This window comes from Pleomorphochaeta caudata (genome assembly GCF_055395745.1).
This window is the reverse complement of the sequence record NZ_AP042458.1, coordinates 2297127-2311201: the sequence shown is the minus strand read 5'-3', so window position 1 is coordinate 2311201 and position 14075 is coordinate 2297127. Positions and strand designations below refer to the sequence as shown.

General features: G+C 26.3%; 10 protein-coding genes. 4 read left to right on the top strand and 6 right to left on the bottom strand.

The annotated features are described in order from the left end of the window. Nucleotides 1-26: 26 nt before the first annotated feature. From ACZ5RS_RS10670 to ACZ5RS_RS10660, 3 genes are read left to right on the top strand one after another with little or no spacing between them, the layout of a single operon-like run. On the top strand, nt 27-1010 hold the full coding sequence (locus tag ACZ5RS_RS10670; RefSeq protein WP_464635245.1) for a dihydroorotate dehydrogenase-like protein: 984 nt from the start codon (nt 27-29) through the stop codon (nt 1008-1010). Between the two features lie 9 nt (nt 1011-1019). Beyond that, complete coding sequence (locus tag ACZ5RS_RS10665; RefSeq protein ID WP_464635243.1) at nt 1020-2168, top strand: 1-acyl-sn-glycerol-3-phosphate acyltransferase; 1149 nt, start codon at nt 1020-1022, stop codon at nt 2166-2168. Then, nucleotides 2158-2883, top strand: a complete 726-nt coding sequence (locus ACZ5RS_RS10660; RefSeq protein WP_464635241.1) for a hypothetical protein — start codon at nt 2158-2160, stop codon at nt 2881-2883. Before ACZ5RS_RS10665 ends, ACZ5RS_RS10660 begins: the two co-directional genes overlap by 11 nt. Here the strand turns inward: ACZ5RS_RS10660 and mutL are convergent. From mutL to ACZ5RS_RS10635, 5 genes are all read right to left on the bottom strand, one after another. Further along, entirely contained in the window at nt 2857-4683 is a 1827-nt protein-coding gene (gene mutL, locus ACZ5RS_RS10655; protein WP_464635239.1) for a DNA mismatch repair endonuclease MutL, read from the bottom strand. The genes ACZ5RS_RS10660 and mutL overlap by 27 nt on opposite strands. An 83-nt stretch (nt 4684-4766) precedes the next feature. After that, nucleotides 4767-7946, bottom strand: coding sequence for a bifunctional UDP-sugar hydrolase/5'-nucleotidase (locus ACZ5RS_RS10650; RefSeq protein WP_464635237.1), 3180 nt, complete (start codon nt 7944-7946; stop codon nt 4767-4769). Between the two features lie 22 nt (nt 7947-7968). Next, complete coding sequence (locus tag ACZ5RS_RS10645; RefSeq protein WP_464635235.1) at nt 7969-9288, bottom strand: hypothetical protein; 1320 nt, start codon at nt 9286-9288, stop codon at nt 7969-7971. A gap of 138 nt (nt 9289-9426) precedes the next feature. After that, a complete protein-coding gene (locus tag ACZ5RS_RS10640) occupies nt 9427-10185 on the bottom strand; it encodes a PP-loop family protein (RefSeq protein ID WP_464635233.1) in 759 nt (252 codons plus the stop codon). After that, nucleotides 10170-11438, bottom strand: a complete 1269-nt coding sequence (locus ACZ5RS_RS10635) for an HD domain-containing protein (protein ID WP_464635231.1) — start codon at nt 11436-11438, stop codon at nt 10170-10172. Before ACZ5RS_RS10635 ends, ACZ5RS_RS10640 begins: the two co-directional genes overlap by 16 nt. Nucleotides 11439-11534: 96 nt before the next feature. Between ACZ5RS_RS10635 and ACZ5RS_RS10630 the strand changes: the two genes are divergently transcribed. After that, nucleotides 11535-11966 carry a hypothetical protein gene (locus tag ACZ5RS_RS10630; protein ID WP_464635229.1) on the top strand — a complete coding sequence of 144 codons (432 nt, stop codon included), beginning with the start codon at nt 11535-11537 and terminating at the stop codon, nt 11964-11966. Here the strand turns inward: ACZ5RS_RS10630 and ppk1 are convergent. After that, nucleotides 11947-14064: a polyphosphate kinase 1 gene (ppk1, locus tag ACZ5RS_RS10625; RefSeq protein ID WP_464635227.1), complete on the bottom strand. Its 2118-nt coding sequence runs from the start codon at nt 14062-14064 to the stop codon at nt 11947-11949. The genes ACZ5RS_RS10630 and ppk1 overlap by 20 nt on opposite strands. Nucleotides 14065-14075: the final 11 nt, after the last annotated feature.

Below are 14075 nucleotides of genomic sequence, written 5' to 3'. Positions count from 1 at the left end.
TTCAAAAAATTAAACGGAGTTTTATAATGGCTAATTTAAAAACTAATTATATGGGATTGGAATTAAAAAATCCAATTATTGCAGCAAGTAGTCCTTTGACATCCAACTTAGATAATATTAAAAAGTTAGAAGATGCAGGAGTAGGCGCTATTGTTTTGAAATCTATTTTCCAAGAACAAATTGATAAAGATGCTGATTCTAACGTAGACATTGAACAATCTTTTTTAAACCATGCTGACGCATATGGTTTTTTAAGAGGTGCAAGTCAAGATCATTATATTGATATGTATTTAACTTTAGTTGAAGATGCAAAAAAGGCTTGTGATATTCCTATTATTGCTTCTTTAAATGGTTCAGGTGATGGCTCTTGGATAAGAGAATATGCTCCTCGTTTTGCTTATTGTGGAGCAGATGCTTTTGAAGTAAATCACTATGAAATTGGATCCAATGCTAATTTAGATGGAAAACAAATGGATAAGAAATTTATTAAATTTGCTAAAATCGCAAGACAAGAAATTAAATTACCTCTTTCATTGAAAATGAGTTCAACTTTTTCTTCAACAGCAAATATTATTAGAGAACTAGATTTTTTAAAATATGATGGTTTAGTATTATTTAATCGTTTCTTTAATCCTGATATAAATATTAATTCAGTCTCTATGTCTAGAGGAAATACCATATCTAGTCCTAATGAATATAGTAGATCATTAAGATGGGTTGGTTTAATGAGTGAAGAAATTAATCTTGATTTATGTGCTAATACAGGTATCTATGATGGTGAAACTATTATTAAGATGTTATTAGCTGGAGCGGCAGCTGTCGAAGTATGCTCCGCATTTATCCAAAATGGGTTAGATACTGTTAATTTAATGCTTGATTCTTTAAATAGTTGGATGGAGAAAAAAGGGTATGATTCAATTGATAAGTTTAAAGGTATCTTGGCTCAAGAGAAAATGAGTGACCCTACATTATGGGAAAGAACTCAGTATATCAAATCTTTACATAATTAGGAGTAAATAATGGATTTAGAGTTATATAGTGACATTTCTCCTTTAACTGGAGATGAAGCTAGAAAAGGTGTAAAACTTCTTCAAAGTAATCCTTTATATATTCAAAATTTGTTGGCAATTTTATTGGATAATAAAAAACCTGATTATAAAGAAAAAGTAATGCGACAAACTAAGGAAATTATTGAAGTTTTAAATAAAGTTAATAATTATGATGATTTCCAAAAATACATTACTTCAGGATTTTTTATTCCTGCTATGTTAGATAGATCAGTTACTGATTTGTCTTTCTCTGGTTTAGAAAATTTATCTGATAATGATGCATATTTGTTTTTTTCAAATCATAGAGATATTGTTTTGGATTGTGCTTTATTAGATTATGCTTTATTAAAAAACAATAAGCAATTATGTGAAATGGCTTTTGGTGATAATTTAATGAGTAGTAAAGCTGCAGAAACATTATTTAGATTAAATGGTGGAATTGTAGTAAAAAGAACCTTACCATTGCGTGAAAAATATAAAGAATCAATTCGTCTCAGTAAATATTTTTGTGAAACAATTTTAGATAGAAACAAAAGCATTTGGGTTGCTCAAAAAAGTGGTAGAGCAAAAGATGGAATCGATTTAACAAGTCCTGCAATCATTAAAATGCTTTATCTATCAATGAAAAAAAGTAACTATACATTTAGTGACTTAATAAATAAATGTAGGATTACTCCAGTTGCAGTATCATATGAATACGATCCTTGTGATATCAATAAGAGTAGAGAAGAAGTAACTAAGATTTTAAATGAAGGTAATTATAATAAAAAGAAATATGAAGATTTAATTTCTTTAGTTAAAGGATTACGCCAATTTAAAGGAAGAATACATATTCATGTTGGTAAACCTTTAGTAGATAAAGAATATGAAACACATGAAGAAGTAGCTAGAGAAATTGATAGACAAATTCATTTAAATTATAAGTTATGGCCTACAAATTTATTTGCTTATGATTATCTTGAAAACACAAGCCGTTTTAAAGATGGATATAGTGAATTTGATACAGAAAAATTCCTATCCCGTTTCTCTCATTTAAGTGAAGATGTTAAAAAATATGTATTAAATGCATATGCTAATCCAGTAAGATCTTATATTAGTGAAATTGAAAATGAAAATTAGAAAAAATATGATAGCCTTAGTAATTCTAGGGCTATCATTATTATTTTACTCATGTGAAAATGGAGAATTTAAGATTTCTTCTATTGAATCAAATATTGATTATATTTCAACTTATAAAGTTAATGTAAATGAAGAATTTGATTTAATTGAAGAATATCCTAACTTATCAGTAGGAGTTGAATTTACTCAGCCCGATTTGAATATAGCAAAAATGGAATTATCTAATTCAGATAACTCATTAAAATGGGAATTTATTCCTGAAAAAATAATGATAAATAATGTAGAAACCCTTGGTTCAAATAATATTAACTTAGCATCAAATTCTTTTGTATCAGGCATGTATTCTATTAAAATTTTAAATAATGACGGAAGAGAATTAGAAAAAAGTTTTAATTTAAATAATTCAATAACTTCTCAAACATTATTTATATATTTGGAAAATGATGTATTATATTTTTCAAATCGAAAAATTGATAATTTTTCAAATGTAGATGAATTAGAAAAAACATTTCAAAATCAAAACACAATTAACATAAATTTCTATAATTCAAATAAAGATTTAATTTCTTCATCTAATTTAATCAATCAATTTGAAACTGAGATTTATCCTTTTAAAATTTCTATTAATGAATTAAATGATGTTAAATATGTAAAATTAACATCTAATAAAAATATTATTTATCTTGATTTAAGTCCTTCCAACAGCTTTTTTTAATTCGTCATTATTAAATCTTATTAAAAATGTTCTGCCATGGGGACAAACAGGTTCATCTAATTCAAATACTTTTTCAATTAAACTGATTGCTGTCCTATCATCAATATCGTCACCTTGTCTAATTGCACTATGACAAGCAAGAATTGCAAAAATTCCTTCTTCGATTGCTTTAGTATCACCTGTATTATTTTGAATATAATTAATAATTTTATCTTCAATTGGCTTATACACAGTCGGTATTGAATGTATTTCCCATAATAAATCACTTTTTTTAAATAAAGTAATACCCAAATTGGCATAGACATCAGTATTAACTTCTAAATAATTATCTACATCTCTATCGACTTCAAATTCTATTGGAATCAAAAGCTTTTGGACACTTTGTCTTTCTTTGATTTGATTGTATAAAATCCTTTCATGAGCTGCATGTTGATCTATCAAATAAAGTTCATTATCTTTTTCAACAATTAGAAAAAGTTTAAAAGCTTGACCTATATATCTAAATTTTGGTTTTTCTTCTTGTATCGAATCCCAATCATTTGTTTTTTCTTTAATTTCTACTGTATTATCATTTTGAGAGTTATTTCCCTGATTAAGAATTTCTTTTGCTCTTTGAAACCAATCTGGATTTTTAGGTTTAGGATCTTCTCCTATTGAACTTTCATTAACACTTTGATAATTATTATTTCTATTAAAATAATTGTTTTGCTTTACTTGAGAGTTATACTTATTATTCTCATTATAAGACTCATTCTTCGCTTGAGAATTAAAAGGTAAATCATTTTGAAAGAATGTATCTTCAAGAGTTGGAATAGGGCGTATCATTTGTTTTTGTATCATTACAACAATACTATGATGGATCTCTGATTGAATTCTAAGCTTTGCTTCTCTCTTTGCAGGATGAATATTAAAATCAACAAGAGTTGGATCAACATCTATAAATAAATAACAATAAGGATAGCTTCCACCAGGTAATAATTCTCCATATCCATAACTAACTGCTTGCATTAAAGCATAATTTTGAATAGGTCTATTATTGATATAAATTTTGATATGGGACCTGTCACTTCTTTTTATATGTGGTAGGGCTGCAACGGCATAAAGAGAATATCTATCATGTTTAGCCGTTAATTCTAATGTTTCATTTAATAAAATTTTATTGTTTGTATTAAGACTTTGTACAATTCTTTCTTGTTTCGTGGTAATTGGTAAATGTAAAACCAATTTATCATCTTTAAAAAATCTAAATTCTATTTCATTAAATGCTAGAGCTTTTTCAATTAAAACATTTTTGCACATTGATGCTTCAGTTGAAGGTCTTTTTAAAAATTGTCTTCTAGCAGGAATTTCTGCAAATAAATCTTCCACCATTATTTTTGTACCAACAGTAGGCCCATTTGGTATTATAGAACTTTTTTTACCATTATCGACAACAATTGTATGAGCTTCTTCACCATTGTAACTACTAGAAATGGTTAATTTACTTACTGCAGCGATTGAATATAAAGCTTCACCTCTAAATCCCATACTTTGCAAATGATATAAATCTTCAATACTAGATACTTTACTTGTTGTATGACTATCAGTACAAATTAATAAATCTTCTTTATTAATACCAATACCGTTATCTAATAATGTGATTTCATCAAGTCCACCATTTTTAATTCTTAAAGTAATTGATGTTGCTTTAGCATCAATTGAATTATCAATTAACTCTCTTACTACTGAAGAGGGTCTTTCTATTACTTCTCCTGCAGCAATTCGTTGTGCTACAAGTTTACTTAATTCATGTATTCTCATATTAAAAATATTATAACATATTATAAAAAAAAATACTTCTAAGAAAATTACTTCTTAGAAGTATGATTATTAAATTTTAAGTATTAAAAAGCAAAGTCAAGTTTATAATTCATTGAAACTGAGAATGCTAGTGGAACGGTAGTTGATCCAGGTAGTGCTAAATTAGCTTTTAAAGTTAAATCTTTATATTTATAACTAATATATCCACCATATTCAGTATTATTATTAATTAAGAAGCTTTTTATATTCATTATATCTTTTATGTGGTTAATAGCATCATTTAAGTAATAATATCCACCTAATCCAAATCTATCAAAGTTTAAGCTTAGATCAATATTCAATAAATCTTCTTCTAATCCAAGTGTATTCATATCAAATGGTAAAGTATAAATAAGTGATAGATTAACAATATCATTGTTATATTTTACCTTAGCTATAGCAGATAAAGTGTTTGAACCTACTGGTGTAAAAATAGCAGTTCTAATTGTTTCTGGATGAAGCATATAAGTTGTGAACTTGTTTTCATCTTTAGTAATTAAGTAGTTAGCTCCAATTGAAACTTTTAAAGCATCACTATTTATAGCTAAAGAAGTATTAGCAATATAATTTGGAACAAGATTAGGATCATTTGGATCAATTATAGTAGTATAATCAAAGGTTGGAATTGCATTAAAGTATAATGTTGCTCCAATATTAAATTTAACTTGTAAATCTTTATTATTAACAGGAATAAAATCAAAATTGATTGATGGATAAACATCTAATGTTCCAAAATTTCCAATAGCTAAAGCACCAACCTTAATATTTAATAAATCAACAGGAGTGAATTTTGCATTAACTGAAACATTCTCAATTGTTTCATTATTAATTGGTTCATATAAATTCAAATTTGAAGTAAATACATTTAGTTGAGCAAAAGGTGTTACTAATTGAGTATTTAAATGTAAATCATTGCCACCTAATTTATCATATGCTATTGCAGAATCTAAATTTGTATCAAAAGTATTTCTATCAATATTTATATCAATACTTTGACTTGCATTAACTATATTTAAATGATCAATAACGCTTAAAGCATATTCAGTTATATCTCTTGGTGTAGTAGGTGGTAAAGGATATAAGTCAGTACTAAATGATAAATCACTATTAATATCTCCAGCTAAATTAAGAGCAAAAGAGAATCCACCATAATTAATATAAGGTTTTATTGATACATTTCCATAATAATCATTATTTAAGAAAGTAGAATCTTTAACGTCAATATTTGCAACTAGAGTTGTATCTAAACCTATATGAGCTTTTAATTTTTCATTTTCACCTGAATAAATATTAGCTTTTTGATATTCAACAGTTTGTTCTTCTTTTGCAGCAATAGGTTCAGTTTTTATTGGTTCTTCAATTACTTCTTGTTTTCTAACACTAAAAGCAAGTGGTTTGAACTTTGGAGCGGGAATATTTGCATTAATTTTTACATTAGTAAAGTTTGGTTTTGCAGGTGCTAAATCAAGTACTGTAGCTGTATCTTCTGGTAGTATTAATAAATTATCACTGAAACTAGGAGCTTCTGGAGTATTAGTATTATTAACATTTACAGTATTTTTAATTTTAGTATCATTTGTTGTTGTTGATGTACTTTTAATAGTTGGAGTTAATAAGAAAGCCGAAAGATTATCTGGTACATTAACTTGATTAATATAATTATTCAATGTTCTATCAATATTCGCTGTAGTTAAATTAAGTGATTTTAATAGGCTGTTGTTATCTTCTAGTAAATTAGAAGTATAAACTTTTGCATAACGAGTAGAAACAACCTTTGAATCTTTAACATTAATTGTATAATTTTGTATTTCTGAATAACCCACGCCAGTTCTTAAAACAGGAACTCCATTAATATTTAATAAAGAAGCATCACTATTATTACTATCAATAATTAAATCAATACCTTTGATATTGCTTATTATATTATTTGAGTTAAATTCATTGTAATTAAGATTTGTAACTAATATTACATAATCAGCAACTTGTTTAGCTTCATTAATAGCATTTTGAGCATTTTGGACTAAAACATCATCAGTTAAATTTAAATCCATAAGTTGGGTTAAATCAGAAGGATTCGAAAGACCTAATACTGCAATTTTAAAATCATCAAATAAATATAATCCATAAGGATTAAAATAGAATAAATTATCATTATTCATTGCATTAGTGCTAATGAAATTAATATTAGAAGTTTTATTTAAAGTAGTTAGATTTTTAATACCATTTGCAAAATCAATCGCACCTGGAACGAAAATATCATATCCAATATCATCTAAGATTTTTATTGCTGTTTTACCTTTATCAAATGCAACAAAAGGGGAGCCGTTTAATGTATTACCGCCATCGATCAATAAAATATTTTGGTTATTATTTTTTGCATCTTTAACAATTCCTGATAAAGCAGGCAAATTAAAGTTATAAATATTTCCTTGTCCATTACCGGTTACAATAAAATTAATAGTGGTTACATTGTCAAAATTATTACTTTTTTGTATAGGTTTAAGTCCAAGTAAATAATTAGCATTTAAGAAGGCTTCTCTATTAGCAATGCTTTCTTTTTTATTTGAAGCACTAATAACTTGTTCTTTATATGCATATTCACTTTTTATTAAGTTTATAATATCCCTATTAGTTTCAATATTTATATTTTGAGTTAAATAATCTTGAGGAATATCTAGAGAGAAATTATCTGGATAAGCCATATCAATCATTTGTGCACTTGTCATGTAAGTTCTTTCATTTGTAAGTGCATTATAGGATGTACCTTGGCCACTGTAGAAAATTCCATATTCCAAATCTGCTGTACTAATTACATTAATTTTTGCTGGAGATTTAAATTCATATTCACTAACAGGTGTTAGAATTGAATATTTTTGTATAAATAAAGAATCTGTATCTAAAGTAATTTGGCCATCAATTAAATAAATTTGAGGTTCAACTTTAAATGGATCAATTACTACTATAGAATTTGCACCAATTTCCAACGTTCCATAAGTATAATTAATAGTCACATCTTTATCTTGAGTTTTTAAAATTATTTTATTATTTATTTTTATATTACTATTAGACTTTAAAGAAACTCTTTTTCCATATTCGTTGTACAAAGACAAATCACTAGCTCTTCCTTCAATAATATCAAATGAAAGATATTGAGCATAAAGACTTGATAATGTACATAACGTTAGTAGTAATAAAAATAATAATTTTTTATAAATTTTAATCATAAATTATACCTTCTTGTTTTTTTTAAAAGAGTGAAAATCTGTAACCTAATGAATATGTAGGCTCAATCTTTCCATCTGAATCACCAACAAGACCAAAATTAACAGTAATTTCGTTTATTTGATAGAATATAATGTTTGCTGAAAGATCAACACTTATATTTTTTAAAGAAGTAAAACCTTCAATAAATTTTTCACTAAATACACCGGATTCTTTATAGAAATCTTTTTGTGCATAAATTGATATATCACTTATTGGTCCAATTGCTTTTTGACTCTTGATTGTAAGATTTAAATTATATGCATCTAGTTGAACATCTGAGAATTCTAATTCAGAAGCTAAAACAAACTCTGATAATCCATTATTAGCATAGAAACCAGCATTACCACTAACTACAAAGTCAGGCTTAAATTGTGGTAAAATAGCTCTTTGAATTAAATCTAAATTGTTTTGTTCAAAATCATAATTTGCTGCATTATCATCAATTAAGTTTTCAATGTGAGCATCATATGAGAAATTTGTAAATAACCAACCATAGAACCCAATTCTTTGAGATAAAATTCTATGACTAGTTGTATCTGTATCTTTTATTTCTTTACTTATCAAATCATAATAAGTAATTAAACTGTTATCAGCATTTTTGAAGATTGGTAATTGTAAATCATATGCTAAATCAATCCAGTAATTTGAAGCATCATCAAATTCTGTATTATATACAACTGTATAACCAACAGCTAATCTATTTAAGAATTGATTATTAGAGAAGAATAAAGGTTTTACATTTACTCTACCTCCTAATAAATCAGGATTAAACATATCGGTTGTAACAAATTCAATACCAATAGGGAAGTTCGTATCTAATTTTAATTGAGCTCCTGCTCTAGTGGAAAATTTACCAACATTATTATCTTTATAATGGTTTAATAAAGCTCCATCTCCAATTGTACTATTAGTTATTTTACCAACTCTAATTGCAAAATCTTCATTAAAGGCTCCCCATTGAATGTAATTGATAAAACCTAAGAAATATTTTGAATATGTTAAAGCATCTTTTGCTAAATCATTTTGAGGCGTTGGTAATTGATAATTTGAATAATCAAAAGTAATAAAATTTGTATCTAATTTAAAATGCAATGGTGCATTTAATTCCATAGAAAGTTTACCAATACTAAAAGAAGGTAAAGCAACAAAGCTAAATGGATATTCGCTATCAACTTCAGTCCCTGAATCATCAATCTCAGTAGAAGTATAGTTTAAGCCAACATCAAAACCGAATGATGCAAACAAAGAAATATTGATTGTAAACAATAAAATTAAAGATAGAAAAAATTTTTTATTAAACACATTTAGCTCCTTTTAACAGAAATTTCTATAACCAAATTATACATGATAAATTGTCATGTTAAAAGTACTTTATTTTAACAAATACAAAAAACTTGGTTAAAAAGAGCTAGTTAAGACAAGAGTATCAACAAAATAGTGCTATCTTACAACTTTTTCATTAAAATTATGTGATTTAAATATATGCTCTCTAGTCAATTTATCGATATGACAAAGGTTAGAGACTATTGGCTTTAATTTAGATCTAATATTGGTTTGATCATATGGGCAAACTGGTTTTACAACAGGTAAATTATAGTGTTCAGCTAATCTTTCAAGAATCCTTTCATGTACTTCAATCATTGGTCTAATAATATATAAAGTTGATTTAAAAAATTCTTGAACAGGAAGCATTGTCGAGAAATTTCCTCTAAAACAAGTATTAATTAAAGTAGTTTCTACCAAATCATCTAGATGATGGCCAAGCGCAATAATTCTTAAGTTATTGTCTTGAGCATAATTAAAAAGTATTCTTCGTCTATTTCTAGAGCAAAGATAACAATTAAATTCTCCATTAAAAGACGCGGGATATTGTTGTTCATCAAAAATTGTGAATTCGATATCTAAATCATTGAAGTAATCATACAAAGCTTGTTTTGCTTTATCACTTATTGGATGTTCAATCCAATTTATCATCAATGCTTTTAAATTATAATTAATTGGCAACCATTTTCTTCTTAATGAAAGAGCTAAAGCTAAAGCTAAGGAGTCTTTACCCCCAGAAACAGAAAGTAAAATTGTTTCATTTTCTTTTATCATATCAAATTCATTAATTGTTTTGCCAGTTTGTTTAATATATCGTCTTACCCAAGGGGGAATATCACCTTTTAATAATTCTTTATAATCTATTTTTTCATACATTTAATAATAGCCTCGTTCATTTCTTTTTTAGTGATTTCATTTATAGTAAAAATTCTTACTTTTCGTAAAGACTTTTCGAAGTTTTTTATAATAGATTTATTAAAAATATCATCAATTTCTTTAAATGAACTTAATTCACCATTTTTGAAAAGAATAGGTATATCAATTTCAAAAGAAATAGGTTCAGGGATATCGATTATTACTTGATCAGGTCTTAGATTTGGATGGTCCTTTTTTAAAATATTAAATAGTGAATCTTCCTTAGCTGTTCTAATGTCTAAATCTAAACAAGTTGAATGCATTATTTCATTTTCATCAAAATTTTCTTCATAGACTGTTTTTAATAGTTTATTATCATTTACTTCTAATACATTCATAAAGGTGTTAAAATTCTTTTTTGCTAATTCATTAAAACTATAATCATCTAAATCGTACAATTGATCAGCAGATATTATATTATTTTTTAAATTATAAAGAAGCGATTTTTTTATCATGGCAGTAGCACATCTTGTTCTTTTATGCCAATAAACTGTTTTGTACATCTGATATTTCGAAAAAATTAAATTCTCAAGAGATAATTTTGCACTTTCTAATAAAGTATTTTTACCATCATAAATTGTTAAATGAGAGATTATATATGAGCAATCTTGTATCCCATATGTTACTCCTGCAAAAAAAGCATCTCTATTCAAATAATCTAATTTATCAGGGTCTAATGCACCAGATAATAATGATTTATAAATTTTTAATTCATCATCAATTGCTGGTGCTTTAAAATTTAGAATATTACAAATTTTTTCTATATTAAATTTCTCATTATTTAATACCTTGTTTAATTCGGTATTAGAATCTTTAATTATTTTTGTTGCAAGTATTTCATGATCAATTAAAGGGAGCTCTTTCAAAGAATGAGTATATGGGAAATGCCCAATATCATGTAGTAGGGCAGCAAGTAAAAAAGAATTAATTCCATCAATAGTAAAATAATTAACTTTTGATTTTGAAATTAGAGTAATTATTATCATCCTGGACAAATGATAAACTCCAAGACTGTGACATAATCTTGTATGCATTGCACCTGGATAAACAAGATTTGTAGGACCTAATTGTTTAATTCTTGAAAGTTTTTGAACTTCCTTACACATATAAACATTATATATTGAATTGCTTAATTTAATATCACTGAAAAGTGGATCTCTAATGCTTTGATTAAATTCTGTTTCTAAATATTCGATGAGGTTAGTTTTTATCATAATATGTTCCTTGTTTTTACTATAAATAAAAAAGAAATATTTCTCTAGTTGATTTTTTATATTGAGAAGTATTTGTTTTTATTTTATTTTATTTATATGAATAAAAAATTTATATGTTTTACATTGATTTTAATTTTTTTCTCAAATTTGCTTTTTGCAGCAAATACTGACTTATTAATATATAATCAACCAATATTACCATCAAATGAAAAGATTGGGGAAATAACTTTTGGTAATATTAATTCAGTAGAATCAAATATGATTAAAATTTTTCAACAAGAATATAATTTAGATTGGATAGAGAAAAATGTTAAAGCTGATTATAGATACAATTTTACTCAAGAAAACAGTAAGATTCTGTTATCTTTATTGCCAATAAAAACAACAATGTATTGTTCAAAAATAAAAAAATATTCTAATAACAAGGCAGTATCAATATTTATAAGTAATGATAAAATTATTGACATCTTATTGGATATAGAAACGGATAAAATTATTTCAATCAGTTTTAATCGTTATTCCTTCTAAATCTTTTGAAAAATCTTTTGAAAAATTTATCATCTGAAACAACTGGCTTTTTACTTTCTTCAATTGCTAATTTCATTAAGGTTGCTTGTGAATCTATAGCTTTTCCTTCTCGTTTAATTTTATTATAGCGACCTTTATTATCAAGTCTTCTAGCTTTAACATTATCTTTTAAACAAAGTTCCATTATATGTTTAATTTGATTTTTTATTTCTGGGTTAGTAATAGGGGTTACAATTTCAACTCTTCTTTCAGTGTTTCTGGTCATAAAATCTGCTGAACCTATAAAGACTTTCTCATTTTCACCTTTACCAAAAATGAAAATCCTTGAATGTTCTAAGTATCTTCCAACAATACTTATAATTTCAATATTTTCTGTTTTATCTTTTACATTTGGGACTAAACAACAGATACCTCTAACAATCATTTTTATTTTTACACCACTACAGGAAGCTAATTTTAATCTTTCAATAACATCAACATCAGTCATTGAGTTAATTTTTATTTGAATTAATCCTTCTTCACCTTTTTCAATCTCTTTATCAATCAAATTTAAAATTGATGGTTTAAAATTAACTGGAGAGACTAATAATTGCTTATAAGAGCCTAATAAATTAGAAATTGACATATTTTTAAAGAACTGAGTTGCATCAAGGCCGATACTTAAATCACTAGTAAAATAGCTTAAATCAGTATAAAGCTTAGCTGTATTTTCATTATAATTTCCTGTTCCAATTTGAGTAATATAACTTAAATTACCTTTATCACTTAAAGTTATTAAAGTTATTTTGGAGTGTACTTTAAAGCCTTCAAATCCATAATATACTTTACAGCCAGCTTCTTCTAATCTTTGAGACCAGTCAATGTTATTTTGTTCATCAAATCTTGCTCTAAGTTCAATTAGTACTGTTACATCTATACCATTTTCTGCTGCAGTACATAAATATTCAACAAGTTTAGCTTGGGTTGCTAATCTATAAATAGTAATTTTAATACTAATAACATTTTTATGGGTTGCAGCTTGTTTAATTAATTTTAAATATGGATACATACTTTGGTATGGATAACATAACAATAAATCTCTTTTCTGTAATTGTTTAATTAAACTTGAAGATGTATCAATTTTAGGTGTTTTTTGTGGTTCAAAAGGCTTATATAATAAAGTTCTTTTGGTAGGTAATTCAACATAATCCTCAAGTGAATAAGCATATGATAAATCTAAAGGGGCAGTTGTAATAAAAACATGCTCATCAGTTAGGTTTATCTTTGAGGTTAAAAACTTAATAAAAGAACCACTAACATCTGAAGATAATTCAAGTCTAACAGCAGCAAGTTTTTTCCTTCTTTGAAGAAGTTTTCTCATTTTTTTTCTAAAATCATTCTCAATTTCAAAAGCTTCATCATCTGCATTAATATCCCCATTTCTAGTAACTCTAAAAATAGTTTTATCTTGAATCTTGTACATTGAAAAAACATCATTGTAAAATTTCAAAATAATATCAGCAATACTAATATAACGAATTTTTGAGCTAGGTAAAAATATGTGAGAAGGTAAGGCTTTGGGTACCGGAATTACGGAAAATAATTCAGTCCCATTATGATCTATCATAGCGCCAACATGCAAAATTTCATTAGCTAAATGAGGAAAAGGGTGCCTAGAATCAACAATTTGTGGAGAGAGAATAGGTAAAATATTGTTTTCAAAATATTTTTTTACATATTTTTTTTCATTTGGAGTTAATTCTTTATATTTTAAATGAGAAATCTGATGAATTCTAAGTTGAGATTCAACCTCTTCATAAGTTTTTTCTCTATCTTTATAAAGAATTCTAACTTCCTGGTAAATTAGTTTAAGTTGTTCTTCTGGGGTTAAACCTGAACGATTATCTATAACATCATCATTACATTCAAGCATATCAAAAAGAGATCCAACTCTAATCATGAAAAATTCATCTAAGTTACTTGAAAAAATGGAAAGAAATTTTAAACGTTCTAATAAAGGAACAGTTTCATCCATACCTTCCTCTAAAACTCTTTCATTAAATTTCAACCAAGATAGTTCTCTATTTTGTGTGTAACCTTGAGTATGTAAATTTCTCATTTTAAACCTTT

Bases quoted from the DNA above. Each gene is read 5' to 3' on its own strand.
- ACZ5RS_RS10630 (WP_464635229.1), top strand. From the start codon at position 11,535: ATGAATAAAAAATTTATATGTTTTACATTGATTTTAATTTTTTTCTCA.
- ACZ5RS_RS10650 (WP_464635237.1), bottom strand. From the start codon at position 7,946: ATGATTAAAATTTATAAAAAATTATTATTTTTATTACTACTAACGTTA.
- ACZ5RS_RS10660 (WP_464635241.1), top strand. From the start codon at position 2,158: ATGAAAATTAGAAAAAATATGATAGCCTTAGTAATTCTAGGGCTATCA.
- ACZ5RS_RS10640 (WP_464635233.1), bottom strand. From the start codon at position 10,185: ATGTATGAAAAAATAGATTATAAAGAATTATTAAAAGGTGATATTCCC.
- ACZ5RS_RS10670 (WP_464635245.1), top strand. From the start codon at position 27: ATGGCTAATTTAAAAACTAATTATATGGGATTGGAATTAAAAAATCCA.
- mutL (WP_464635239.1), bottom strand. From the start codon at position 4,683: ATGAGAATACATGAATTAAGTAAACTTGTAGCACAACGAATTGCTGCA.
- ppk1 (WP_464635227.1), bottom strand. From the start codon at position 14,064: ATGAGAAATTTACATACTCAAGGTTACACACAAAATAGAGAACTATCT.
- ACZ5RS_RS10665 (WP_464635243.1), top strand. From the start codon at position 1,020: ATGGATTTAGAGTTATATAGTGACATTTCTCCTTTAACTGGAGATGAA.
- ACZ5RS_RS10635 (WP_464635231.1), bottom strand. From the start codon at position 11,438: ATGATAAAAACTAACCTCATCGAATATTTAGAAACAGAATTTAATCAA.